The organism is Candidatus Saganbacteria bacterium (assembly GCA_026387835.1).
Classification (GTDB): Bacteria; Margulisbacteria; WOR-1; order JAKLHX01; family JAKLHX01; genus JAPLKZ01.
The window spans coordinates 243,071-268,524 of record JAPLKZ010000005.1 but is presented as its reverse complement, the minus strand read 5'-3'; the positions used below and the strand labels follow the sequence as shown (position 1 = coordinate 268,524).

The 25,454-nt window shown below is 45.0% G+C and carries 29 protein-coding genes and 3 tRNA genes; 4 read left to right on the top strand and 28 right to left on the bottom strand.

The annotated features are described in order from the left end of the window. The first annotated feature begins 87 nt into the window (after window positions 1-87). Entirely contained in the window at window positions 88-276 is a 189-nt protein-coding gene (locus NTZ10_02215) for a hypothetical protein (protein ID MCX5749048.1), read from the top strand. A 99-nt stretch (window positions 277-375) separates the two neighbouring features. Here NTZ10_02215 and NTZ10_02210 read toward each other — a convergent pair. The 4 genes from NTZ10_02210 to gap all read right to left on the bottom strand — a co-directional run bounded on the left by NTZ10_02210 (window position 376) and on the right by gap (window position 3,333). Further along, window positions 376-446, bottom strand: a tRNA-Ala gene (locus tag NTZ10_02210). Between the two features lie 8 nt (window positions 447-454). Beyond that, entirely contained in the window at window positions 455-964 is a 510-nt protein-coding gene (locus NTZ10_02205; protein ID MCX5749047.1) for a nucleoside-diphosphate kinase, read from the bottom strand. A gap of 1 nt (window position 965) precedes the next feature. Next, on the bottom strand, window positions 966-2,156 hold the full coding sequence (locus tag NTZ10_02200; GenBank protein ID MCX5749046.1) for a phosphoglycerate kinase: 1,191 nt from the start codon (window positions 2,154-2,156) through the stop codon (window positions 966-968). Window positions 2,157-2,259: 103 nt separating this feature from the next. Next, window positions 2,260-3,333, bottom strand: a complete 1,074-nt coding sequence (gene gap / locus NTZ10_02195; GenBank protein MCX5749045.1) for a type I glyceraldehyde-3-phosphate dehydrogenase — start codon at window positions 3,331-3,333, stop codon at window positions 2,260-2,262. A 139-nt stretch (window positions 3,334-3,472) separates the two neighbouring features. Here gap and NTZ10_02190 point away from each other — a divergent pair, with 139 nt between their 5' ends. Beyond that, the gene (locus tag NTZ10_02190; protein MCX5749044.1) at window positions 3,473-4,717 is read left to right on the top strand and encodes a hypothetical protein; all 1,245 of its coding nucleotides are present in this window, start codon (window positions 3,473-3,475) and stop codon (window positions 4,715-4,717) included. Between the two features lie 57 nt (window positions 4,718-4,774). Here NTZ10_02190 and NTZ10_02185 read toward each other — a convergent pair whose 3' ends face one another. From NTZ10_02185 to NTZ10_02165, 5 genes are all read right to left on the bottom strand, one after another. Next, window positions 4,775-5,296 (bottom strand): L,D-transpeptidase, encoded by a 522-nt coding sequence (locus tag NTZ10_02185; GenBank protein MCX5749043.1) that lies wholly within the window; start codon window positions 5,294-5,296, stop codon window positions 4,775-4,777. A gap of 172 nt (window positions 5,297-5,468) precedes the next feature. Next, window positions 5,469-6,332 carry a class A beta-lactamase-related serine hydrolase gene (locus NTZ10_02180; protein MCX5749042.1) on the bottom strand — a complete coding sequence of 288 codons (864 nt, stop codon included), beginning with the start codon at window positions 6,330-6,332 and terminating at the stop codon, window positions 5,469-5,471. A 14-nt stretch (window positions 6,333-6,346) separates the two neighbouring features. After that, a complete protein-coding gene (locus tag NTZ10_02175; protein MCX5749041.1) occupies window positions 6,347-7,816 on the bottom strand; it encodes an FAD-dependent thymidylate synthase in 1,470 nt (489 codons plus the stop codon). Between the two features lie 57 nt (window positions 7,817-7,873). Further along, the gene (locus tag NTZ10_02170; GenBank protein ID MCX5749040.1) at window positions 7,874-8,641 is read right to left on the bottom strand and encodes a hypothetical protein; all 768 of its coding nucleotides are present in this window, start codon (window positions 8,639-8,641) and stop codon (window positions 7,874-7,876) included. 19 nt (window positions 8,642-8,660) lie between these two features. Next, complete coding sequence (locus NTZ10_02165; GenBank protein MCX5749039.1) at window positions 8,661-9,146, bottom strand: hypothetical protein; 486 nt, start codon at window positions 9,144-9,146, stop codon at window positions 8,661-8,663. Window positions 9,147-9,235: 89 nt separating this feature from the next. Between NTZ10_02165 and NTZ10_02160 the strand changes: the two genes are divergently transcribed. Further along, window positions 9,236-10,384: a DNA adenine methylase gene (locus tag NTZ10_02160; protein MCX5749038.1), complete on the top strand. Its 1,149-nt coding sequence runs from the start codon at window positions 9,236-9,238 to the stop codon at window positions 10,382-10,384. A gap of 8 nt (window positions 10,385-10,392) precedes the next feature. Here the strand turns inward: NTZ10_02160 and NTZ10_02155 are convergent, their stop codons facing one another. From NTZ10_02155 to NTZ10_02125, 7 genes are all read right to left on the bottom strand, one after another. Then, the gene (locus NTZ10_02155; protein MCX5749037.1) at window positions 10,393-10,536 is read right to left on the bottom strand and encodes a hypothetical protein; all 144 of its coding nucleotides are present in this window, start codon (window positions 10,534-10,536) and stop codon (window positions 10,393-10,395) included. Then, window positions 10,529-11,512, bottom strand: a complete 984-nt coding sequence (locus NTZ10_02150; protein ID MCX5749036.1) for a hypothetical protein — start codon at window positions 11,510-11,512, stop codon at window positions 10,529-10,531. The genes NTZ10_02155 and NTZ10_02150 overlap by 8 nt, the downstream gene beginning before the upstream one ends. 57 nt (window positions 11,513-11,569) lie before the next feature. Further along, window positions 11,570-12,097 carry a hypothetical protein gene (locus NTZ10_02145; GenBank protein ID MCX5749035.1) on the bottom strand — a complete coding sequence of 176 codons (528 nt, stop codon included), beginning with the start codon at window positions 12,095-12,097 and terminating at the stop codon, window positions 11,570-11,572. A gap of 11 nt (window positions 12,098-12,108) precedes the next feature. Further along, a complete protein-coding gene (locus tag NTZ10_02140; protein MCX5749034.1) occupies window positions 12,109-12,939 on the bottom strand; it encodes a hypothetical protein in 831 nt (276 codons plus the stop codon). A gap of 66 nt (window positions 12,940-13,005) precedes the next feature. Continuing rightward, window positions 13,006-13,917, bottom strand: coding sequence for a hypothetical protein (locus NTZ10_02135; protein MCX5749033.1), 912 nt, complete (start codon window positions 13,915-13,917; stop codon window positions 13,006-13,008). A gap of 54 nt (window positions 13,918-13,971) precedes the next feature. Further along, window positions 13,972-14,667, bottom strand: coding sequence for an HNH endonuclease (locus tag NTZ10_02130; protein ID MCX5749032.1), 696 nt, complete (start codon window positions 14,665-14,667; stop codon window positions 13,972-13,974). A 4-nt stretch (window positions 14,668-14,671) separates the two neighbouring features. Further along, the gene (locus tag NTZ10_02125; GenBank protein MCX5749031.1) at window positions 14,672-14,878 is read right to left on the bottom strand and encodes a helix-turn-helix transcriptional regulator; all 207 of its coding nucleotides are present in this window, start codon (window positions 14,876-14,878) and stop codon (window positions 14,672-14,674) included. 449 nt (window positions 14,879-15,327) lie between these two features. On the opposite strand from NTZ10_02125, the gene NTZ10_02120 reads away from it, so the two are divergent. Beyond that, window positions 15,328-16,806, top strand: a complete 1,479-nt coding sequence (locus NTZ10_02120) for a recombinase family protein (GenBank protein ID MCX5749030.1) — start codon at window positions 15,328-15,330, stop codon at window positions 16,804-16,806. On the opposite strand, the gene NTZ10_02115 is transcribed toward NTZ10_02120, so the two are convergent. The 12 genes from NTZ10_02115 to atpD all read right to left on the bottom strand — a co-directional run bounded on the left by NTZ10_02115 (window position 16,765) and on the right by atpD (window position 25,440). Further along, window positions 16,765-16,851, bottom strand: a tRNA-Ser gene (locus NTZ10_02115). The genes NTZ10_02120 and NTZ10_02115 overlap by 42 nt on opposite strands. Window positions 16,852-16,919: 68 nt before the next feature. Next, window positions 16,920-17,090: a hypothetical protein gene (locus NTZ10_02110; protein ID MCX5749029.1), complete on the bottom strand. Its 171-nt coding sequence runs from the start codon at window positions 17,088-17,090 to the stop codon at window positions 16,920-16,922. Then, a complete protein-coding gene (locus NTZ10_02105; GenBank protein ID MCX5749028.1) occupies window positions 17,091-17,573 on the bottom strand; it encodes a hypothetical protein in 483 nt (160 codons plus the stop codon). 21 nt (window positions 17,574-17,594) lie between these two features. After that, window positions 17,595-17,682 (bottom strand) — tRNA-Ser (locus NTZ10_02100). 160 nt (window positions 17,683-17,842) lie between these two features. Then, window positions 17,843-18,670 carry a hypothetical protein gene (locus NTZ10_02095; protein MCX5749027.1) on the bottom strand — a complete coding sequence of 276 codons (828 nt, stop codon included), beginning with the start codon at window positions 18,668-18,670 and terminating at the stop codon, window positions 17,843-17,845. 259 nt (window positions 18,671-18,929) lie between these two features. Next, window positions 18,930-20,567, bottom strand: a complete 1,638-nt coding sequence (locus NTZ10_02090) for a CTP synthase (GenBank protein MCX5749026.1) — start codon at window positions 20,565-20,567, stop codon at window positions 18,930-18,932. After that, window positions 20,554-21,846: a hemolysin family protein gene (locus tag NTZ10_02085; protein MCX5749025.1), complete on the bottom strand. Its 1,293-nt coding sequence runs from the start codon at window positions 21,844-21,846 to the stop codon at window positions 20,554-20,556. The genes NTZ10_02090 and NTZ10_02085 overlap by 14 nt, the downstream gene beginning before the upstream one ends. Further along, window positions 21,843-22,217 carry a diacylglycerol kinase family protein gene (locus NTZ10_02080; GenBank protein ID MCX5749024.1) on the bottom strand — a complete coding sequence of 125 codons (375 nt, stop codon included), beginning with the start codon at window positions 22,215-22,217 and terminating at the stop codon, window positions 21,843-21,845. The genes NTZ10_02085 and NTZ10_02080 overlap by 4 nt, the downstream gene beginning before the upstream one ends. Further along, window positions 22,198-22,596, bottom strand: coding sequence for an rRNA maturation RNase YbeY (ybeY, locus tag NTZ10_02075; GenBank protein ID MCX5749023.1), 399 nt, complete (start codon window positions 22,594-22,596; stop codon window positions 22,198-22,200). The genes NTZ10_02080 and ybeY overlap by 20 nt, the downstream gene beginning before the upstream one ends. Next, entirely contained in the window at window positions 22,589-23,845 is a 1,257-nt protein-coding gene (gene murA / locus NTZ10_02070; protein MCX5749022.1) for a UDP-N-acetylglucosamine 1-carboxyvinyltransferase, read from the bottom strand. The genes ybeY and murA overlap by 8 nt, the downstream gene beginning before the upstream one ends. Then, the gene (locus tag NTZ10_02065; GenBank protein ID MCX5749021.1) at window positions 23,838-24,086 is read right to left on the bottom strand and encodes a hypothetical protein; all 249 of its coding nucleotides are present in this window, start codon (window positions 24,084-24,086) and stop codon (window positions 23,838-23,840) included. The genes murA and NTZ10_02065 overlap by 8 nt, the downstream gene beginning before the upstream one ends. Further along, window positions 24,070-25,440, bottom strand: a complete 1,371-nt coding sequence (atpD, locus tag NTZ10_02060) for a F0F1 ATP synthase subunit beta (GenBank protein ID MCX5749020.1) — start codon at window positions 25,438-25,440, stop codon at window positions 24,070-24,072. Before atpD ends, NTZ10_02065 begins: the two co-directional genes overlap by 17 nt. Window positions 25,441-25,454 lie beyond the last annotated feature (14 nt).

The window sequence follows — 25,454 nt, the reverse complement described above, 5'->3', positions numbered from 1 at the left end:
ACCTTATAATTATATCGTGTGCCTTTTTAATAAATTTCACATTATTTTTCACGATATATTTTGTCTTTTCTGATGTACAATATATCCATGGCTATCTTCACCGGCATTGTATCAGGCATCGCTCTCATTGCGCTCGGAGTGTGGATACTGAGATGGCTCGGCGAGTCAGGGACAAAGTCATGGATCATCTCATCGGTGGCGTGGAGCCTCATCCTTTACGGCGTCCAGGTCATCATCGTCGCGTTCATCGGCAACCCGTTCAAAGGTTTGATCTAGCCGGTAACCTGCCTTCTTAAATCCCCCGTAAACCGCGAAGTTGTAGCACTTCCAGGTTTTGTCATTGTCTGATAATGTTAGTTCGCAGAAAAATATTAATGGACCTACTGAGAGTCGAACTCAGGTCTCGGCGTTGCGAACGCCGTGTTCTACCACTGAACCATAGGCCCTTGCTTTACTACTTCCAGGATCTTTTTTTAACTTTGGTTTCGATCGTCTCTGTAGGATATATGGCTTCTACAATTTCATCCGGATCAAACCAAAGTTTAATCTCGACTTCCGCCTCTTCGGGAGTTGCCGAGCAGTGGAGAACATTTTCAAATATGCCTTTTGAAGTGATCCTGCCGTACTGGCCTCTTATCGAAGAGGCATCGGCTTCTTCAGGATTTGTGACGCCCGCAAGCTGCCTTACTTTTTTTACCGCGTCCGGCCCGGTATAAACCAGGGCAAGGACCCTCCTGTAAGGCTCGTCATAAACATCGCCGCATATATAGTCGACAACGCTCTTAAAGAACGGCTTGTCCTTCAGGTGCGCGTAATGCTTTTCGGCAAGCTCCCTCGTCACATGAAGGACCTTTGCTCCTATGATACGCAGTTTTGTCTCGGAAAGACGGGAAAGAATGTTCCCTGTCAGGGACTTTTTTATACCGTCCGGTTTGATCACTACCAGCGTTTTTGTGTTCGCCATTTTACTTGTCCTGCAGTATCGCGATGCCCGGAAGTATTTTGCCCTCCAGAAATTCCAGCGAAGCTCCGCCGCCGGTGGATATATGTGTTATCTTATCGGCGACGCCCGCTTTTTCTACCGCCGCCGCGGAATCTCCTCCCCCAACTATGGTCACGGCTTTTGAATCGGCAAGCGCTCTTGCGACCTCGTTGGTACCCTTTGCGAACTTATCTATCTCAAAAACGCCCATAGGTCCGTTCCAGACCACGGTCCCGGCATTTTTGATCTCATCTTTTATCAGTTTTATCGTCTCGGGTCCTATATCGACGCCAAGCATGTCGGCGGGGATACCATCATTTGGCACGACTTTTGACGGCGCGTCTGCTTTCAACTCGGCGACCACCACATGGTCTACAGGGACTATCAGCTTCAAATTCGGCATCCCTTTCAGCTGCGACCATATTACCTTTGCCTGGTCAAGGAATTTTGTTTCGACCAGAGATTTTCCTATCTCAAAACCCTGGGTCTTCATGAAAGTAAATATCATCCCGCCTCCGATCACCAGAGTATCCACCTTCTGAGCCAGGTTCTTTATGACGGTTATTTTTGATGAGACTTTAGCTCCGCCGATTATAGCGACGAACGGTTTCTTCGGGTTTGTAAGCGCGCCGCCGAGGAACTCAAGCTCTTTTCTGATCAGAAACCCGCAGACTCCCGGAAGGATATGAGCGACACCTTCAGTTGAAGCGTGGGCCCTGTGAGCCGTACCGAACGCGTCGTTGACATAGACATCGGCCAAAGCGGCAAGTTTTTTGGAGAAGTTCTCATCGTTCGCCTCTTCTTCTTTATAGAACCTCACGTTTTCGAGCAGCGTCACGTCGCCGTTATTCATCTTTGAAACGGCATCCTCGACCTCTTCTCCGATGCAGTCATCTAGTTTCAGGACTTTCTTCCCCAGCAGTTCCTCGAGCCTTTTTGCTATGGGGTTCATCCTCAGCTCCTGTGTCACACCGCTGGGCCTGCCGAGATGGGAGACGAGGATCACTTTTGATCCTTTATCTATAAGATATTTTATCGTCGGGAGCGATTCTCTTATCCTCCTGTCGTCCGTAATATTGCCCGCTTTATCCTGCGGCACATTGAAATCGACCCTTACAAGCACTCTCTTGCCGTTCAGTTCACTATCTTTCAGGTCAGAAATGCATTTCTTCATCTTTTATCCTCCTTCTGAAAATGAACCCCGCACTTTGTGCCAAAGTGCGGGGCATTTTTAGTTCTTTTTCCCGGGCCCGGGCGGAGATCACCCCGCCCCTACATTATAAACCCTTACCGATCATCTTAACGAGCAGGTCCACTACCCTGTTGGAATAGCCCCATTCGTTATCATACCAGGATACTAATTTAAAGAACCTTTTCTCGCCTTTAAGGTTGTTCTGCAGCGTCGCGAGCGAATCATAGATCGAAGAGCGCTCGTCATGGATGAAATCGGTGGAGACTACTTCTTCATCTGCCACGCCGAGTATCCCTTTCAGATAGGAAGCCGACGCTTTTTTCAGTAACGAATCTATCTCTTCGATTGACGTATCTTTTACCGAACGGAAGGTCAGGTCAACAACGGAAACATCGGCAGTCGGTATTCTGAACGACATCCCCGTCAATTTGCCTTTTGTCGCGGGAAGGACTTCACCGACGGCTTTCGCTGCGCCCGTTGTCGAGGGAATTATATTGATGGCAGCCGCTCTTCCCCCGCGCCAGTCCTTTTTGGAAGGCCCGTCAACGGTCTTCTGTGTCGCTGTATAAGAATGGATGGTTGTCATTAAACCTGTTTCAACTCCGATACCTTCTTTTAAAAGCACGTGGACCAGCGGGGCTAGGCAGTTCGTCGTACAGGAAGCGTTGGAGACGATGTTGTGCTTTGCGGGATCATATTCATTGTCATTGACGCCGATCACTATTGTCTTTACATCGCCTTTCCCGGGGGCCGAGATTATGACCTTTTTCGCGCCTGCGGCCAGGTGGCCTTTCGCTTTTTCTGAATCGGTAAAGAGCCCCGTGCATTCGAGTACTATGTCCACTCCCAGTTCCTTCCACGGGAGCTGCGAGGGGTCCTTTGTCGCCATTATGCATTTTACCTTGTCACCGTTCACGACCAGGACATCATCCTCGGCAGCAGAAGGGCTGCTTTTTTCCGTGGATATCTTTGCCTTGAACCTGCCGTGGACAGAATCATATTTCAGCTGGTACGCGAAATATTTCGCGTCGGTGCTGATGTCCACCACCCCGACTATGTCCGCCTCCCTGCCGAGGACCCCTTTTTCAACCAGCGCCATAAATACAAGACGCCCAATCCTCCCGAACCCGTTGATACCGACTTTGACCTTGCCTGCCATTTCTTTCCCCTTTCTATTTTTACTGTAAGCAAAAAAATAGATCTTTGCGATCTTCGTGCTTACATCTTGGAGCTTATTGCTTACAGCTTTATTCTATCATCACTTCTAAAAAAGTGTCAATTATGGTATCCTTTTTTCTATGATAAAAATGCGCCGTTTTTTTGAAGGTCTGGACAGTAAAAGATCAGTTATATTTACTGCCGTCGCTTTCACGGCCGGCCTGGCACTGCTTTATATCATCGTGCCCGACATAAGGCTTCTTTCCGACGTGAGGAAAGAAAAAGTTTTGCACGCTGACAATATAAGCGTCACCGGTTTTGAGGACGGCAAAAAAAACTGGGAAATATCTTCAAAAAGGCTTTCCGCCAACAGAGGCCAGGACATCATCGAATTCGAGGACGTCGACAAAGGAAATGTATTCAAAAAAGGAAGGCTGATAATAAAAGACTTGCGGGCAAAAAGGGTCATCGTCACGAATTACAACAGCAGGATAGAGGCCTTCTCATCAACCGCGGAGCCGCAGCCTCTGGAAGCAAGCATCGATGTGGCGCATGCCAGCACCACCGAGGTCCTGAAAGAACCTTCAAAAGGATTCACGAAGGTCCTGGCGTCTTATCTCTGGTATTCCTCACCCCAGAAAAGGTCGAATGCCGATGATGTGCGGGTCTTTGACAGGAAATACACCGCTACGACCGGACACATCGACATAAACCATAAAAAGAACATCGGCACTATGACATCCGGCCCGCACATAAAGGCCGGCGACTATACAATAGGTGCGACAACGATGGAAAGCTATTTCAGACAGGATACGCTTAAGGCTTACAATAAAGTGAGGGTCCGCGTAAAAAAGAAGGCGGTGATGACCGATATCAAGTCCGATGATCTCTCTTTCTCGACAAAAGATTACAGCGGCCTGATGAACGGCCATGTAGAACTGACGCAGAAAAGCAAGATCGCCTCGTCGGACGCGCTTTCATTTGACGACGTAGAACAGACGGCGACACTTATAAAAAATGTCAGGGCTTTCATCAAAAAAGGCGGCCACATTCTTAAAGAACGGACCGTCCTCAAGATCAGGAATACGGAAGCAAAAAAAATAATGAGCGAAGGGGTTCTTTTGAACTGCGACAGCCTGAAAGTCTCGACAAGGAACGGCAATGCGACAGCGGACGGTAAAGTATTTGTTATCCAAAAAGGAAAGAACGCAAAGGCGGACCACGCTTTTTATGACGACAATAAAGAGACGATCACGATGACAGGCAACGTCCATATAGAAAAGGAAGGGGAATGGATAAAGACCAAAAAGGTCATCGTTTACGTGAACAAGGAGACCTTTGAGGCCTTTGGTGATGTGGAGACGCTTTTCAAGCTGAAGAAGTAGCCGGGTATTCGGACTCTCCCCAGCAGGAATAGAAGAAATCGCATTCCTTGCACAGGTTTAATTTACTATCAGCACCGGGGTGCCTTCATCGACATTGGCAAATAGAAATTTCAGGTAGCGGTGCTCCACTGCCACGCATCCTCTTGTATTGTCTCTTTTTGTTACATAAATAAGGTCCGGATCTTTCTTCTCCATCCTGTCGATGGCATATTTCATATATGTAGGCGCACCGTGGATCCCGTATGTCCCGCCCAGCGGGGTGTCCCAGGGCGGCTGGGCCCTCAAAATATTAGCTGCCACGATCCTCCTGTAATCGGAAGCGCTCAACCTGGACCCCAACTCTACCGCCTTATTGGCATCCGCGATGTTCGGCCAGCTCAGTCCCAGAAAAAGCGTGAAGCGGCTGTCCGCATTTTTCTGGCAGATATAATACTCCCCTGCCGGTGTCTCATACCTGCCGCCCATGCCGATAGCAATTGGCGCCGGGAATTTCAGGTCGAAACCTTTCCATGACACATTACGCACGATAAAACCATTATTGCAGTAATAAATAAGATGTTTTGATTTTGATATAACCATACAATCCTGGGTGAGGTATTTCGACGCGAACTGAAGGACACTGCCTTCCAATGTGACGGGAAAATCTTTTTTGACGCTTTTTTAAAGTTGTAATAACCCAGCAAAAAGCGTGACCGCTATCACCAAAGATATCGGGATGATCTTTAATCTCATATAATAATTATAACTTATTTTATTTATAATAACCCGCCACGGCTGCCGAGACCTTGTTTATCACCACCCTCGCGCTCCGGTCATGCCTGAAACCTTTCGTAAAAACGCAGAGGACATATTTGCCGCGCGGGGCGTACACGACAGCGCAGTCATGGAGGACGTTAGAAATATTGCCGGTCTTGTTGGCGCATTTAAAGCCCTTTGGCAAAACGAACGGAATGCCGAACCTGTACTTCTGGCTGAACATGAACGAAAGCATGTCCTTTCTCGACGAAGAAGTAAAGCCCGCCCCTTTCTGTATCCTCAGCAGCAATTTTGCGATATCATTAGGGGTCGTGATGTTAACCGTCCTGTCCGGAGGTTCAGTGAGAGGATTCGCATTCAACAAATAGGTCTTATAAAGTCCTGTCTTCCTGCAGTACCTGTTCACGGCTTTTCTGCCTATCCTTCCTATGATGATCCTTGTCGCCGTATTATCGGAAAGAGATATCATCATCCTGCAGTAATTCCATAGCGTATACCTGTTCGGCTGCAGCCACCGCAGTATCCCGGCACCGGGAAGCTTGTCTTCATCCGAAAAATAGATGTGCTCCCCCAAATTTATCTGCTTACGGTCGGACATGGAGAACAAGCATGCCATCACCGGCAGTTTTATTATGGATGCCGCGGGAAAAGGCCTGCTCCCGTTCACCGAGACGGCCCTTTTTGTATTGACATCGATGAACGATACACCGATCAAGTATCCGCGGAACACCTGCCTGCCGTAGTTCTTATATGCGATAGACCTCAACTTGCCTTCAAGGCCGGAGAACCTGCCGGCGGCAAATGATGGTTGAAAAATAAGAGCTCCCGCTAAAATTAACAGCAAAATTCTTTTAAGCATGTTTTTCCCTGCCCTCACCCCATCACCTTCGGATATTCACCAAATATCTTTTTATAGATCCCGGGATATCCGTCCTTCCCCCCGATGAACATCATCGCAAAAGGCATGACCTTTTTAGTTTCTTCGCTCATTATCCTTGAGATATTGCAGATGTCCCACTGCGCGTGGCTGTCCTCCCGAAGCCTGGACAGATGATACAGTTCCCTGGCATTGCATTTGAACAGGACCCTTCTCCTGTGAGCATTCGTCAATACGTAAGGAGCTGCGGCAGAGTTTGTCTTCATGACGATCTCATAAGCTTTTTCCGTTCTTGCAATGATCTCCATAAAGGCTTTTTTCATGCCGATTTCGTCTATCGACGGCGGCACTGTCACACCGAGAGAGATATCATACGGCTGTGTTATTATCGTCGCCATCCTGTGCCGTTTAAGCTGCGCAAAACAGGATGATGACAGCATTACTTCAAATGTCACATCGATGTTCTCGAACTCGCGGAGTACCGTATCATAGAACTGCATGTATTTGCCGGAGGTTTTAACAATAAGCTCTTTTTCTGCCAAGGACATTTTTTTGACCTTCTTTTCGCAGCTTTCAAAATCCTCTCCGCTCACTGCGAACATCAGGCTCGCCACCAAAACATCATCGGCATCTTTCGTATGATCGATCAACCTGACTTCAGGTTGTTTTGAATGATGAATTTTGATTTTTGAATTTATTTTGGATTTAATTTCCTGGTAAGTTTTTGCGTCAAATTCATTCGCTTCCGTAAATAAGATAATGGAAGGCGCTATCTTTGCCGCAAGCCCGTACATCTTTTTCGATATTTCTTTTATCTCTGAGAGGGGCTGCGACGCGAAACGCCTGAACATGAGCTCAAGGTTCCTGGCGTTCACCGTGAGGCCCAGCTGCGCCTGTGTCGCAAGAGCTGTCACGTACCTCGCGTCCTCTTTGGCCCAGCCTTCAAGAAGGACTCCGTTCTTCGGGTCCTTTGCCAGGACAGCGTGTTTCTTCAGGACATAGGCCTGCAATTTTTCGTTCAGCCGGTGGTACAGCCTGTTCTGTTCCTTTATCGTTGAAACAAAGATCCCTTCAGCTTTTGAACCTTTTATTTCTTCCGGGACCACAAAATCATCTTCAAGGGTTATATATCTCTGGGATTTTTCCGTGAAGGAACAGAGCCTGAAATGCTCCAGGTGTTCCACGGCGAGGCGCGATATGGCGATCAGATCAAAATTGAATACGGCGTGCTCGGCCACAGAGTGATGTCCCATTTTGAATATGATGCTGCTGTTCGACTTCCTGGCCTTTTCAACCTCCTGCCTTGCGGCTTTGCGCAGTTCGTCGATCGGCCTCGGATCGCGGCTGATCCTCGCGTAAGCGGCCGAGATCGTCTCGGGCGTGACATCCTGCCTTTGGACGGGCCCTTTTTTCAGCTCTTCCAGAACTTCAGCATCGATATTGTATCCGGCGAGGTTTATCTGCATATCAATCTTATGCTAACAAAAAATCGTTTGGCGTGCAATTAAAGACGGCGGTTTTATTCAGATCGTGCTTTTTGTCTTTTGTATTACAGGGGCTTTTTTTTGCGCCGGCTTTGGCCTTGCTTTTCTTGCCGGTCTTTCGTTCTTTTTTTCGAGCAGCTTTTTTATTTCGTCAAGCTCGGCTTTTAACTTTTTTACTTCTTCTTCATTTGCCTTGTCCGCTCCAGACTTCACCTCAGGCGTCGGAAAGGTCCCTACAGCCGACGGTTCTACTGTCGCCATTATGCCAGGTGTAACTGGTACGACCGTAGTGCTGGGCTTCGGTGAAACGGCTTCCGGCGTAGTGACTGCCGGGGCTACTGGCCTCATCTCCATCAGTTCGAAATTTGCGGTCTTTGCAAGGACCGTCTCTGAATTCCTCTCGTCAAACATGTAGAAATTCGCTGTCCACCTTCCGAATACAAAAGGCTTCGGCACCTCAGGCGTTTTTGCATTTATAAAATATGATGTTGTCTTAAATATTTTTGCGGTCCCGTCAGGGTCAAAAGCGATCGGCCCTTCCGTCATCTTGAGCGTGTTGTCCGGAGAAATGAACTCTATCTTGCCGTAATATCTCGGGGAATCACCGTCATAATCCGATTTCGGCTCGATCTTGCCCCAGAACACCATCCACTGTTCAGGCTGGGACATCCACACTGTCTTCGTTTCCAGTACTTTGTTCTCCGTAAAACTCCCCGCGCTCACCCCCAGGTCCTTCAACTCCGGCGCGGCAAAAACACATGCCGCCGTCATAATAAGTACCGCCGCCGCAAGCACTGTCTTCTTCATTCCTTTTTCTCCTTTTCTTTTACTTTGTCGAGTCGATGAACTCGAAGTTGAATGTCTTTGCCTTTATCACTTCTCCGGTGTTTTTGTTCCGCAGACTGAAGCCGACCTCCCAGGTACCGTACACTTCGGGCGTCGGAAAATTGATCGTCCTGGCGTTCGCAAAATACCAGGTATTCTTGAATATCCTGCCTTCCCCGCCGTTATCGAAATTATAAGGGCCTTCTGAAAGAACCATTTCTTTATCGGGAGCCGTCATGTCAAGCATGAACTGATATCTGATTTCACCTTCTTCAAGATCGGATCCGGGCTGGACCTTTATCCAGAACACCATATCTTTTCCCGATTTGCTGGACCATGCATTCTTCTTGCCGGATATAGAGCCGTCTGAGGAGTTCCCCGCGTTCAATCCGGCGTCTAAAAATACAGGGACAGATAATGCCGGCAAAGCCAGCAGATAACACAAAATTACAAATGCAATTGCTTTTGTTTTGGAGATCTTTCTCATTGATTATTTGGCATTATAATAACATATATCGGAAAAATGGCAAGTATTTTTCAGTTAAAGATTTATATGTTAAAATTACCCCATAGTTAATGGCACACATACAACGATCTTTATTTTCCGGCAATGCCCCGGAATACCTTGACTTAGATGCCCCATATTTTTCTTCTCAGCTGATAACTTATCTCGGCAATAAAAGGTCGCTCCTTTCCTTTCTTAATAAGGGGTTTGCTAAAGTTAAGAAAATACTTAACAAAGAAAAACTTGTTATCCTTGACGGTTTCGCGGGAAGCGGCTCAGTTTCGAGGCTTTTGAAATATTACGCAAAGGTCCTGTATGCCAATGACCTTGAGAATTACAGTTTTACGCTAAACAGATGTTATCTTGCAAACAGATCAGAGATAAATGTTAAAAAGCTTGAATATTACATAGACATTCTAAATGATCGTAAATTATCCATAAATAAGCCAGGTTTCATCAGCCTCAATTATTCGCCAAAGGATGATATGGATATTAAATCCGGAGAGCGGGTTTTTTATACGAGCAAGAACGCTCAGGTCATCGATAATATTAGGAAACTCATCGACAAAGACGTTCCCGAAAAATACCGCGTCTTCTGTCTTGCATCGCTTCTGGTGGAAGCATCTATACACACGAACACTTCCGGCGTCTTCAAAGGGTTCCACAAGAAGAACGGCATCGGCCATTTCGGAGGCAAAGGCGAGAATGCCCTCTCAAGGATAAAAAAGGAAATAACCCTTGAAGTGCCGGTATTCTCTGATATCGAGTGTAAGGTCGTTGTACTAAAAAAAGATATTAATCGGCTTGTTAAAGACACAAATCTTCCGGAGTTCGATCTTGTCTATCTTGACCCGCCCTATAACCAGCATCCTTACGGGTCAAACTATTTCATGCTGAACCTTATAAATGACTATAAAAACTTTTATATCCAGGACGGCGTCAGCGGGATCACGCGGGATTGGAACAAGTCCGTTTATAACAAAAGGCATCTTGCCGAAGAGGCAATGGACCAACTTCTGAAAAACACCAGAGCTAAATTCATCGTTATCTCTTACAATGATGAAGGGATAATCCCCGTTAAGACTTTCAAGTCCATCCTGTCCAAACACGGAAAATGGAAGCTTATGTCAAGCGAATATAATACTTACCGAGGGTCAAGGAACCTTAGGAACAGGAATATAAGAGTGAAAGAGATGATGTGGGTGCTGCGGAAGAAATAATTCGGGAACTATATAAAAATATCAGAACCGAGCTGACCGCCGATCCTTAGGGCGGCGGTTGCCGCCATCCAACCGCCGCCCCGTTCCCGCTGCTGGGCGACCTTTTCGGATTGGACGATTTCAAGTTTTTCTTTGGCGGAAATTTTAGTCATCCATTAATTTTCTAACTGCTTCTTGCTGTTGTTCCGGTGATAAATTTTGATCCATCAAGATTTTTCCCATTTGCTCTTGTTTCTCCCATAATCTTCTTGAAATAAAGTAATATTTTAATTCTCCTGTGTCGTAAGTGCAAATTGCATAAGCATAACCATTTTCATCAACATATTTTTGAGCAGTATCATCAGAAAGTTCCCAAAGGGCTTCCTTAACACCGTCCCAATGTCCCTTAACGAGTACTTTATAAAGTCGCTTTGCGCCGTCTTTCTTTAAAAGTTCATTTATTTGTTCCGGTGGCAACCATTTCTCTTTTAGGTTCCCGTTTTCATCATAATATTGAATAGTTCCGTTAGGCTTTTTTTCATCCGGCTCGGGTACATAATCTTTCAAGCCACTTGGTTTTTCATCAAAAGGTATGTCGCCCTCAACAAGATTAAAATCATCCTTTAGTTTTTTCCAAGTTCCAAGAAAGGCGGCAAGCATACTGGAAACCATCATAAGAAGAAAGGGGCTTATAATTCCGGTTTTCTTTCCGTTCATTTCTACATCAAAGCCTTGAATATTTTTTCCTAGCCATTGCTGGAGTAAGCGAGTTGGGATGGCGCTCAAAGGATCGCCACCGGCATTGATATTTTGAATATCCTTTTGAAATCTTTCCCCATATTTTTTCACTTCGCCAACCGCATATTCGCCCCAATCTTCAGTATTAATGCATTTTAAAACCCATTTTTCAATTCTTTCTGCTTGGTCTTTTGGAAATAAATTATTTACCGCCTGTAAATCTTGGGCGATTGCGGCAAGAGCCAAATCAAATGCTGCCATTGTTTCGTCTTCTACAACAAATTTATCTTTAAAAGAATCTTGAAGACTTTTATAAATGGCAGGCCATGCACTTTGTGCCTCTTTTGTAATATAAAGGACAAAATGAGAGGCGGCTTCTTGCTCGGTTAATTTTTTCTTAAATAATGACATAAATTTATTTTATTAAATCTCCAATTGAAACGCCCTACGCTTTGGCGGCAAATCCTTTTATTCTTCAGTTACTACTCTATAAATATTTTTCATAATCCTTGGCTGCTCTAAGTTACAAAACCTCTCACATTCAGCATGATTTACTTTGTTCCATTTGTAGACATTAAGCATTATCGTATGAATATCAGTAATTATATTATTTTTAGCAGCAGCAGAAATGCTTGGGAAAGCCATTATAAAGAATAAAACAGCATTGATTAAGAGGAAAATATTTCCTAGAAAATAACTTCCGATAAAGATTCCTATTATTACAACCAGCAACATGTTGCGTGTTTTGTCCAGCGCCGATAGGCTCGCTTTAATCCATAAAACGATATTTGCCGAAAATCCAATTTTCGGATCAACAACTTCACTTTCGTGTTTAATATTTTCTTTCCCTAGATGATGGAAAAACCTTTTTAATTCGTCATAATCACCCAGCACATTCGCTAAGAATTTCGGAGATTTAACACAATTCCAAAAAGCAGAACTAACTCCCAACAAAATAAATCCTAAAATGATTTCAACAATAACTTTAATAATCATATATTTTCCCCCTAGTGTTTTGAAATATAATTCTTCACTTGATCTCTTATAGAGCTTGAAGTAATAAAAATGTTTATGCAATGCTGATTAAATCTATTTATTTGCTCATAAATGATATTCCCCTCAGGTGCATCCCAAATATATTTATTAGATAGAAATGGATGTTCACTATATTTGTCCATTTGTTCTATTAAGTAATTGAGGGTGGTTTTAAACACTTCTTTTGCTAAGATCTCGTTTTGGGTGATTAATTGTAACGATATTTTGTAGATTTTATTATCTATAGTTCCGATAGTTGTTTCGCCCCACGGAATATAAGCGAATTTAACAATTCCGCCTCTAAAGATTTTTTCATTTTCAGATATCCTTTTATATCCAGCCATCTCAAACATTTGATATTCTTCGGCTGTGTATTCCTTCAAATCCGGCGCTTCATTTACGGGTTGGTTTAAGTGATAATTATCTATTTTGGTAATCATGTGCGAATTAATTACTTTACTTCTATAAAGTACTATTATCGTCCAAATAAATGCGATGAAATAAAATACTTTGGTTATGTTTAACATAATGATGAGTGGACTTCCGTACGAAGGTGAGGCAAAACCCTGAACTACTGACAATATAAAAAGAATAATAGCCGAAGATGCAAGTGTTATTGATGCGCCTTTTTCTTCCTTCCAGAGGCGGACTATCGCCATAATGATAAATACCGCGGTTGCTATTCCCGATATTGAGATTAATGTAATTGGCGCAACAGAATTGCCTCCCGAATCTGTAGCAGACAACAAGACAGATAAGATATACGTTCCTATACCGAAAATTGCGAGTGTTTTATTTTTCATGCTATTTCATTAACTCCTCTATTGAAACGCCAAGAGCTTTGGCGGCAAATTCTTTTAGTTTCTATTTTATTTTGGGTAAACGAATACTTTAACATTAATATTACCATTTTTTCCTGACAAATCTTTTTCTAGCCCGCTTGGATTCTTAATAGAAAAACCTGGATTATATATGAAACAAAACAAGTTTTCACAATCGGTGTGTCTTTTATACTTCTCAACATCTATTATTAACTGTTCTCCAATCGCTTTGTCCTTTAAGGAAGTTGTTGCATATTTAACCTCAAGAAGCGTCTTCTCATCTTTGAGAAGGAAATCTATTCTTGAAGATGATCCCGCATAACTGGGAGTATACTCCTCTGGCCTAACATCGGTAAAATGAACTCGAAGGAGAGCATGTAAAAGATCCTGTACGTCATATTCATCAGAAATTGTCAATGTAGGTCTCTTATTATAACGATTTGACAGCTGCGTTGCCACAACATGAAATCGTTCAAATATTATCGGCAAAACATCTAATAAGGAATTCTTTTTATTTGGTTCACCTCCTAGTGATTTTGGACTAACAAATCCTTTTCTTTCAAATGCACTTGATATTGAACTCATTAATGCCTCAACGCCGTATCCGTAAAATGATGTTTTCTCAATCCTATACTGAATATTGTCTTTTGATATATTAATGTGAAACAATGCTGAAATGTCTTGACCTGAAACATATTTATGAACATTAACAATGGCTGAAGAAAAATCATTATCATCAAATGCATCAACTTCCCAGCCCCAACCATTTGCCTTACATGTTTTTGTGACAATAGATAATAATTCATCTATTTTTTGTCGCTTTTTTTCATCAGCCTTCTTCTGTTCTTCTTTTTTATTTAATATTTCCGGGTCATGAGTTGGACAAAACCCAGATTTCAGAGGATTCCTTTTGCATCTTTTCCCGCTTAGATTATTCGCTTTGCATGTTATATTTGCCATGTTATTACAATCCTTATTAACTGCTCTAAGACATTACCCATTTCTATATAAGAATCAAACATCAAATGCATTCCCTTTACCCAGATTGCATTTTTCGCATTTCGTCTCGAGATTCTCAATCGTTGTCTCGCCACCTTTGGACCAAGGAAGGATATGATCAACATGCAATTCGATTCCTGGATTCTTCAGCGGACTGCGGCCACATTTTCTGCACGTAAAACCATCTCTTAATAATATCCGGAAACGCAATCTATCCGATATTTCTCTTTTTGTCATCTTTATGTGTTTATTAGATTTAGAAGTCTCTCCGGATTTTATCTCTTTTTGAGATATTTCATTTGAACATTTATCTTGATCCTTATTAATATAATCTATGAAAGCTTCTAGTGCCTTCCGCCATGTTCCAAATCTGTTTTCGTATGTTCCTGCACAATATTTTGATAATGGGGTTCTAACTTCTTGATATCGTGGTTGTCTGCCGAGTTTTATCCAAATCTCTTCAATATTGTTAAACAAGTCATCTTCGGAAACATTAGCTGGCGTTCTTGTTTTTTGGAGCCCTGCCATTTCTAACGATTTAAACCAACCACCAAATCTTCGCATATAAGTTGTACTATTATACTTCCCATTTTTATTATATTCCTCATGAGTCACAGAAGACCTGCCTAATTTCTTAGCAACTGCTTTTAAATCATCAAGAAGATGCTCATCAGGCACATTTCTATTATAAATTTCCAATTCATATTTCATATGGTTATTTTATTAGCTCCTCAATTTGAACATTTAATATATTTGCGATTTTTGCCATTAGCAATACTGAGGGTTTCTTTATAACATTACTCTCAATCTTAGTAAGAGTCGTGTATTTTACATCTGATTTTACAGCCAAGGTCTCTTGCGAGAAGCCTAATTTTGTGCGTAAACGTTTGATATTCTTTCCTATATTATTATTTATTGACATTATATCATTTAATTGATAGCATATTATTGATATGCTACCTTTCAATATAATACTAACAATAATTGCGTTATTTATCAATTTATTCAGGGGTGGGTGGTCGGGGACAATCCGGAATTCAAAAAGCCCGCTTTTGGCCAAAATAAAGTTTGAGCCGATATTTTTGGGTTCTTTGGCAGTTTTTCAATCCGAAAAGGTCGCCCAGCAGCGGGAACGGGGCGGCGGTTGGACGGCGGCAACCGCCGCCCTAAGGATCGGCGGTCATCTCGGTTCTGATATTTTTATATAGTTCCCGATGATTGAGATTTCCGCCGTTTTTAAAAAGCGGCCGCCAGCCGATCCAAATTGGAATTTTTTGCCTTACAGCTCCATTTGGAGCAATAAATACTCCAAATGAAGCTGGCCAAAAGCGGGCTTTTTGACCGATATCTATATTGAAAGGAGGAGGGATTATGAAGTATTTCCTTTATGCCCGGAAATCAACTGATTCGGAAGAAAGACAGATATTATCCATTGAGGCACAATTGGTTGAGCTAAAAGAATTTGCCGCCAAAGAAAAACTTGAAATCGTCGCCTCGCTCTGCGAGGCAAAAACTGCCAAAGAACCCGGCAGAGAAATATTCAATGAAATGCTTGATCGGATTGAAAAAGGTGAAGCTTGTGGCGTTTTGGCTTGGCATCCGGACAGATTAGCACGCAATTCAATAGATGGAGGCAAAATTATTTACTTGCTGGACACGGGCAGGCTGAAAGATCTCAAGTTCCCGACCTTCTGGTTTGATTCTACACCTCAAGGAAAATTCATGTTAAATATCGCCTTTGGCCAAAGCAAGTATTACATAGATAATCTAAGCGAGAATGTAAAACGAGGACATCGGCAGAAAGTGCGTAACGGTATTTGGCCTGCATTTGCTCCATTGGGGTATCTAAACAATTACAAGACAAAAGGAATTGAAGTTGATACTGAAAAAGCTCCGCTAATACGAAAGGCATTTGAGCTGTATGCAACCGGTGACTATACATTGCTTTCAATAAAGCAATTCCTTGAAAGAGCCGGGATGAAAAGCTATCGTGGATATATCCTCGTTCCTGCCCGTGTCCAGCACATGTTAAAAAGTCCTTTTTATTATGGAGTATTCCGATATAACGGAGAAATGCACGAAGGAACTCACGAGCCAATTATTTCCAAATCTCTATATGAGCAAGCTCAACAAGTAATGGCCAATAGAGGCAAGAAAAAGCGCAAACGAAAACATGAATTTGCTTTTTCTGGACTGATGCGATGCGGCAATTGTGGTTGTATGATAACCGCCGAAAAGCAAAAAGGCCATATCTATTATCGCTGCACTAAGAAAAAGCAAAAGTGTGATGAGAAATATACGCGCCAGGAATCCATAATCGATCAGATGAAAGATGCTATCAGCAAAACGATAATCCCTGATGACTGGGTGAAGAAAATGCTGATAGACCTCAATAACGAAAAAGAGCTTGCTCAAGCAGAAACAAAATCTTTTGTTCAAAATCTGCAACAAAAGAAATCTGATATTGCAGTAAAAATGGATAAACTGCTTGATCTGTTCATAGAGGGGGAAGGCATAGACCCGGAAACATATCAGGTAAAAAAGAATGCCCTATTAAACGAAAAGCTGGACATACAACAAAAGATAAAGGATTTTGAACAAAAGGGAAATAATTGGCTCGAACCGATGAAAGAGATTATTTTATCCGGATGCCAAGCCAAAAATCTTATCGCCACAAATAATTATGAAGAAATCCTTACATTCCTAAAAAATATCGGCTCGAACTTTATTTTGAAAGGCAAAAAATTACAATTTGATTCTAGGATCGGCTGGCGGCCGCTTTTTAAAAACGCTCAATATCTCAATCATCGGAGGAGGTGGGATTCGAACCCACGTTACGCTTTCACGTAAACACGCTTTCCAGGCGAGCGCCTTCAACCACTCGGCCACCCCTCCATTTAAGTACTAAGTTTGAGTAATTAGTCTTGAGTAAAAAACTCAACACTCAAAACTCACACTCAAACTCAAGCCTTCTTTATAACAATAAACACGTGCGATAAAGCAGCTACCAGTGTCAGCATAGCAAAGATCACATGCAGCTTAATTCCAAGATGGAGATATCCTATAATTGCCGTGCATGCGAGCAATACCAGTGTTAAAAGACCGCCGGCCTTCATCATCGTGAACTTGTTCATTTAGATCGCCTCCCTGTTCTGTATCTCGCCCGCAAATTCTTTTGCCTTCTGGATGAACTCGCCGGTCTTCACTTCATTTCTCTTGAACGATGCTTTTGACGCCGCGCGTTTCTCGCACAGTGTTTCTATATCATTGAAAGTTTTTTTATCTCCGTATCCTCCGAAGCAGCAGAATATTGCTATGTTTTTCATTTTTTTTACGTTCTGGATGATATACGTCCTTATTGCCGGGACCATTTTCGAAGACCATATAGGTGTCCCGATCACGACCAGGTCATAAGCCGAAGCATCTTTTTTCATCTCTTGTATGACTGTCAGTTTTTTGAACTGCGCGTCAAAACCGCCGGTCATGAAACCCCACAGGCCCTTCCTGTTCCTGGTGTCGATTATCTCCTCGATATCGCATTTCAATATGCCCGCGATGCTTTCCGCCGCTTTCCTTGTCGCACCATCCCTCGAATAATAGGCTACCAATACTTTCATAAATGACCTCCCATAAAAAATCGGAGGGAGCAGGATTCGAACCTGCGTCCCGATTAGATCGGGAAACGGTTTTCGAGACCGCCGCCATCAACCACTCGGCCATCCCTCCATTAAACCACTCGCCTGCCCCGATTCCCTATCGGGGGCCACTCCTCCGCTTACCATTATATACTGCAAAGAAGCTGTTGTGAATATTGTTCTGGAGGGTTTTACTTAGGCATTGAAGGGGTTCAGGTTGTCAAAATATATTTAATAGTACGACCAGGCGCCTAAATGTCAGGCAGTTCATCGATTATCACCAAATTGTTCCTTTCGGTGAAATCCCCGAATTTTTTAAAGAAATTCTCATTGTAAGATGGATCGTTTTTATATTGGATCGTTTCTTTATAGCTGGTTATTTTCCCGTTTGACAGATCAAGATTTATATTGAACGGCCGGCTGGCGTGGAACCCGATATTAGTCTCGGTGATCGGGACCATTTCATCGTCCAGGATCTTGCTGATCTCGATAAATGTCCTGTTAGATGGATCGGACCCGTCCCCTCCGATGATGCTGACCTGTACTTTTGAAAGATCGATCCCTTTATTTTTAAGGGTATTAATCACATTTTTTAGTTCTTTGGCTTTTTCCTGGCTGTCGAAATGCGCGAGGACCCCGGTTTTTGTACCCGGTTCGTAAAAAGTCACTGCTATGCATGTTTCTAGGAACCTTGTCTGGAGAGCGGTAGTTTCTTTATTATACTCAGCCAGAAAACATGCGCCTACAGGAATTTCCTTGGCTGTCTTCGAATCAGGAGAGCTCTCTATAAGTTTTGTAGTGACCTGCCCGTTTATTATTCTCTTGCCGGTTCTCTGATCTTTATTCGGGTTGCTGAAAACAAGGGACCCTTGCAGGTTTCCGTTATGATCGCGTTCTTCGTCTATCTTTGGATATGAAAAAAAATAATCCTCGCAAGAAAACAAGTCGTTCATTGTTCCTTTTGTGACTGAACGCGAATTACTGATCGTGAACCTGGCAGTCGCATTGTCTCTGGTGAATGATAACCCTAGCTTACTGTCCGTGTGTTTGTCATTATATTTTTTAATTAGTTTAGACATAGTATTTCCGGTTTTACGGTCACTGGGGTCAAAGCCCTGCATCCATGAGCTGCAGGGTCCTTCTGCACCAACAATGATCTTTTTGATATCAACCATTTTTTAAGCCTTTTATGGGCGATTTTGAATGAATAAGCCGATACCGTTCCTTTATCTTAATTATCACATTATATCAATCATATTAATATCGTAGATATAAAAGAGATTCTTGTACATTATATTTTTAAAAATGAACGCGTCGGAGGATCACTCTGTGTGTACCCTAGAACAGAGATTCCTGCTCACCGCTTCTGACAGCCGCCGCCCTGATGAAATCACGGAACAGGGGATGAACTCTGTTCGGCCTCGATTTGAACTCCGGATGGTACTGGGTTGCGAGGAACCAAGGATGGTCTTTCAACTCGATAACCTCTACAAGGTCTGCTTCCTCGAAAATACCGGAGAAAACAAGCCCGTTCTCTTCCAGCCTGCCGCGGAGCTCGTTGTTCACCTCATACCTGTGACGGTGGCGTTCCTGGACCAGGGTTTCCTTGTATGCTTCGTAAAGTTTTGTGCCTTTCTTAATTTTGCACGGATAGGCGCCAAGCCTCATCGTGCCTCCCATTTCCTTGATATACCTTTGGTCCGGGATATAATCGATCACCGGGAACCTTGTTTTCGGGTCGAATTCCGAGCTGTTCGCGTCCTCCATCCCGCACACGTTCCTGGCGAACTCTATCACGGCGCACTGCATCCCCAGACACAGCCCCAGAAAAGGGATCTTGTTCTCTCTCGCATACTTTATCGATTTTATCTTGCCTTCCACCCCGCGCGTCCCGAAACCTCCCGGAACGATTATCCCGTGGACATCCTTGAAATAATGGGAGATGTCATCTTCTTTTTCGATCTTTTCTGAATTGACCCATACTATCTCTATGCCTATTTTATTAGCGATCCCCCCGTGCTTCATGGATTCGACAACGCTGATATACGCGTCGCTTAACTCGACATATTTACCGACCAGGGCTATCTTGACTTTTTTCGGAGGGTTGAGAAGCATCTCGACATCTTTTTTCCATTCCGCCAGGTCTTCCTTGCCGCATTTGATGTCAAGATATTTTATTATTATGCTGTCCAGCTTTTCGGCCTGGAGCACCAGGGGCACTTCATATATCGACTTGACGTCCGCCAGGCCTATGACCGCTTCTTTATCGGTATCGCAGAAAAGCGCTATTTTTTCTTTCAACTCGCTTGAAAGAGGCTCGGTAGACCTGCATATTATTATTTCCGGGTGGATCCCGATGCCGCGAAGTTCTTTCACGCTGTGCTGCGTGGGTTTTGTCTTGAACTCCTTGGTCACCTGAAGGTATGGGACAAGGGTGACATGAATGTGAATGACGTTCTGGCGCCCCGCCTCTTTGCTGAACTGTCTTATCGCTTCCAGGAACGGCAGGCTCTCGATATCGCCTACGGTGCCGCCGATCTCGCAGATCACGACATCGAATTTCTCTTCTTTTGTTACCCTTCTTATCCTGTCCTTTATCTCGTTCGTGATATGGGGAACGACCTGAACCGTACCGCCGAGAAAATCGCCGCGCCTTTCTTTCTGCAGGACCGTCCAGTAGACCATTCCCGTGGTGACGTTGTTGACCCTTCCCAAAAATACGTCGATGAACCTTTCATAGTGTCCGAGGTCGAGATCGGTCTCGGCACCGTCTTCCGTGACATATACTTCGCCGTGCTGGTACGGGTTCATGGTGCCCGGGTCTACATTGATGTAAGGGTCAAGTTTCTGGATGGTGACTTTGAGGCCGCGGGATTTGAGGATCCTTCCGATGGAAGAGGCAGTGATCCCTTTACCCAGAGAGGAGACTACCCCTCCCGTTATGAAAATATACTTTGTCTTTTTATCCTCCGACAATGGACGAGCCCTCCGCTTCTGCTCCTTTTATCCTTAAGATCTTTATCCTCGTTATCCTCCTCTTGAACACTTTCTCCACGGTTATCCTGAGGTCTTCAAACCTTGCTGTGTCCCCTATGACGGGGATCTTACCAATTAATGATAACACAAATCCTCCGATCGTATCATAATCTCCCTCTGGTACAGAAGTAGCCAGTTTATCGTTCACCTCGCTTACTGTCATCCTTGCATCGACAAGCACAGCCCCGTCCGGGAAGACCTCGATATTCTTTTCCTCGGTATCGAACTCGTCCTTGATCTCTCCGACGATCTCTTCCAGAAGATCTTCCAGGGCGACAAGCCCCGAGACCCCTCCGTATTCATCCACGACTATAGCGATATGCGTCCTGATGGACTGCATCTGCCTCATTATCTCGTCAAGTTTTTTTGTCTCCGGGACAAAAAGAGGCGGCCTGATGATATCCCTCAGGTTGGAGTTCCTGTTCTCGACGCAGAGCCGCAGGAGGTCTTTGGCGAACGCCAGGCCGATGATGTTATCGACAGTACCTTCATATACCGGTATCCTTGAATGTCCTTCTTCGGATATCTTTACCAGTGCCTCGCTCAAAGGCGTGTTCACGTCCAGGCAGAACATGTCCGGCCTGGGGACCATCACCTGTTTCGCGATGGAATCGCTGAACTCGAATATGCTGTGTATCATCTCTTTTTCTTCCTGTTCGAGCACGCCTTCCTCCTCGCTCACGGAAAGAAGCATCTTGAGCTCTTCTTCCGTTACAAAAGGTACGCTGATATTAGTGTCCGCGCCGAAGAATTTTATTATCGGCTTGCATAAAGCGTTAAAAAATAAGTTGAAAGGCTTAAATAGTATCGAAATGACGGTTATCATGGGGGCGACCACGAGAGAGATCCTGTCCGCGAACTTGATCGCTATGGTCTTGGGGGATATCTCTCCGAATATCAGGAGAAGCGCGGTCATAATAAAAGTCGCCACGCTGACGGCGATGCTTTCGCTTTTTACGCCGTAATCAGAGAATATCTTTATTGACATGGTGGTGGCGACTGAAGCCGCGGCTACGGTGACAAGGCTGTTCCCCAGCAGGATCGTCGAGAGCATCTTGTTAGGATGTTCCCGAAGCTCGTAAAGTGCTTTGGACCCGTACAGGTTCTGGCTGAGGAATTTTTTTACTTTGATCCTGCCCACGGATGTTATCGCGGTCTCAGACAGCGAAAAGAACGCGGACAACGCTATGAAGACCGCCAGCAATACAAAATCGCTCATAAACGGCCTCTCAGCAGGATATTCACTATCCTGTGAAGGAATATCATGCATCCGACCACTACCGCAGTGCTGCATGCCACAAGCACCGCTCCGGCGGCGACATCCTTCGCCACCATGGCCCTTATCTTGCGGCTCAAAGTGAACAAGTTGACGATCTCTTCCATGGCGGTATTTAACATCTCGGCCACGATCACCAAACCGATGACCACCAGTATTACTACCATCTCTATCACACTTATATGAAGGATTATGGCAAGTAAGAAAGCGATACTTCCGGTAAAAAGATGGATACTGAGGTTCCTCTGCGAGCGGAACGAGAGCCTTATGCCCCGGAGTGCATACGTTATGCTTCTAGCTAATTTTCTCGGCATAATATGTTTCTTTCTTTCTCATCACTATTCTATCAGATTTCCTGTCATGGCCGAAGCCTAAAAGATGGAGAGTGCCGTGTATCACAAGCCGCTCCGTTTCTTTTTCATAACTTACCGCGTACCTTGCCGCGTTCCTTTTAGCCGTGTCTTTTGATATTACGACCTCACCCAGGATATCCTCATCGTCCATATTAAAAGATAGGACATCTGTTGCTTTGTCGATCTTCCTGAACTTTCTGTTCAGGCTTCTTATAACAGCGTCATCGACAAAGGTTATTTCGACTTTCCCCCTGCCCGCCTGCAACGCTTTGCGTAGCAATGCGGGCAGGCCCGCTCGCAACGCTTCCCCTTTTACCACCAATTCAGCTATTCTACGCAATTTCCTGGACATCAGCACCCAGTCCTTTTAATTTCTGTGCGAATTTCTCATATCCCCTGTCTATGTGCCTGTCAATATCATCTATCAATGTCTCGCCGTCGGCGATCAGGCCGGCTATGGTCAGGGCCGCTCCGGCACGGAGATCGGAAGCCCTTACCGGCGCTCCCGATAATTTGTCCACCCCGTTTATTATCACGCTGTGTCCTTCGATCTGTATGTCCGCGCCCATCCTTTTAAGCTCCTGAACATGCATGAACCTGTTCTCGAATATCGTCTCGTTTATGACGCTTGTGCCGTCCGCCACGGACAAAAGCGATGTGAACTGGGACTGCATATCCGTCGGGAAGCCCGGATAAGGAAGGGTCTTAAAATTAACGGCTTTTATCTTTTTAGGCCCGCTCACGATCATCTTTCCGCCTTCGGTCTTGATACTGGCCCCGCAGTCCGACAGCTTAGTCGTTACCGCTATCAGGTGGTCCGGGATGACATTTTCCACTGTTACTCTGCTGTTCGGCGTCGAACCCAGCAGGAGAAAAGTGCCGGCTTCTATCCTGTCAGGTATTATTTTATGCTCGCAGCCTTTCAGTTTTTCCACTCCCGTTATCGTTATCGTCTCTGTCCCCTCTCCTTCTATAAGAGCTCCGCATCTTTTAAGATAGATGGCAAGATCGCCTATCTCCGGCTCCTGCGCGGCGTTCTCTATGACCGTTTTGCCTTCCGCTAAAGTCGCCGCCATCATCAGGCTCTCCGTAGCTCCGACAGAAGGAAAATCCAGGTATATTTTCGCGCCCTTAAGTTTTTTTGCCTTCGCTATTACAAAACCGTGTTCCATTTCTATGCTTGCGCCCAGAGCCTCGAGGCCTTTTATATAATAATTGACCGGCCTGAAACCTATCGCGCATCCTCCGGGAAGAGGGACTTTTGCCAGTCCCATTCGCGCAAGTATCGGACCTATGATAAAAAAAGAAGCTCTCATTTTTGTGACCAGTTCGTAAGGCGCGACATGTTTTATCTTGCCGTTCACCCATACATGCACGGTGTTGGGCTCGCTGTACTCCACTCTGAGGCCGAGCACGCGCAGCACTCTTATCATCGTAACGACATCATTTAAAAGAGGGATATTCGTAAGATGGGATTCGCCGTTTAAAAGAAGTGAGGCGGCCATTATGGGCAGAGCGGAGTTCTTTGCCCCGCTGATCTTAACGCTGCCGTGCAGCGGCGGGCCGCCTTTTATGAGTAGTTTACGCATTATTCTTTGCAAAGACAGTGACGATGTCCGGCATTATCTTTGCGAGCCCTCCGTCTATATCGATCGAGCTGGCGCTGCCGTTTATATGATAGACGATCTTTGATCTCCTGAGCTGCGCGGCAAGAGGAGCATGCCCCGGCAGCACGCCGAGCGATCCGTCGGCCGCTTCAAGACTTACGCTGTCAACGCTGCCTTCGAAGATCTTCTTTAAAGGTGTCAGGACCCTAAGTATTATTTGCACTTTCTATCACCTCGTCTATCGTTCCTTTCATATAGAACGCGTTCTCCGCGACATTGTCGTGTTTTCCTTCGGTTATTTCCCTGAAACTCCTTATCGTATCTTTTAAGGGCACGTATTTGCCTTGTTGGCCCGTGAACTCCTGGGCTACAAAGAACGGCTGCGACAGGAATTTCTGCAGCCTGCGCGCTCTTGTGACTATGATCTTGTCATCGTCCGACAATTCCTCGACGCCGAGTATCGCGATGATGTCCTTGAGCTCCTTATATCTTTGAAGGACCCTGACGACTTCCCTTGCCGTGTCAAAATGTTCCTGGCCCAAAGTCCGCGCGTCCATGATCCTCGAACTTGATTCCAGAGGGTTCACCGCGGGATATATGCCAAGCTCCATCAGGGACCTTGAAAGGACTATTATCGCGTCGAGATGGGAGAAAGTCGTCGCGGGAGCTGGATCCGTCAGGTCATCGGCAGGCACATAGACCGCCTGCACCGACGTGATCGAGCCGTCGCTTGTCGAGACTATCCTCTCTTCCAGATTACCGAGATCGTTGGAAAGCGTGGGCTGATAACCTACGGCCGAAGGCATCCTTCCCAGGAGCGTGGACACCTCGGACCCTGCCTGAACGAACCTGAAGATATTATCTATGAAGAGAAGGACATCCTGTTTTTTTTCGTCCCTGAAATACTCGGCCTGCGAAAGGGCGGCCAGGGCCACGCGGAAACGCGCCCCGGGTGATTCGTTCATCTGGCCGAACACCAGGCCGGTCTTTTTTAATACTCCTGACTGTTTCATCGACAGCCAGAGATCATTGCCTTCCCTTGTGCGCTCCCCGACCCCCGCGAATATCGAGACGCCTCCGTGTTCCGTGGCGATATTCCTTATCAGCTCCATGACGAGGACCGTTTTGCCTACTCCCGCCCCTCCGAAAAGACCTATCTTGCCGCCCTTCGGATACGGGGTCAAAAGATCGATGACCTTTATTCCCGTCTCGAGTATCTCCGTCGCGGGCTTTACTTTGTCCAGCGGGGGGCTCGGCCTGTGTATCGGATATCTTTTCTGCGCGTTCACTTCTCCCAGGTTGTCTATGGCGTCCCCGAATACATTGAATATCCTGCCGAGAGTCTCGTCTCCCACAGGGACGGATATCGGCCGGCCCAGGTCCTCGACATCCATTCCCCTTGAAAGTCCGTCCGTAGAGCCCATAGCTACCGCCCTGACCATCCCGTCGCCCAGATACTGCTCAGCTTCAAGGGTTATTTTACTGTCCCCGTTCTTTATTGTCAGAGCGTTAAAGATGGCGGGCAGTTCTTTGGTGTCGAACTCGATATCGATCACAGGGCCGACGATCTGTTTTATCTTTCCTTTTCCCA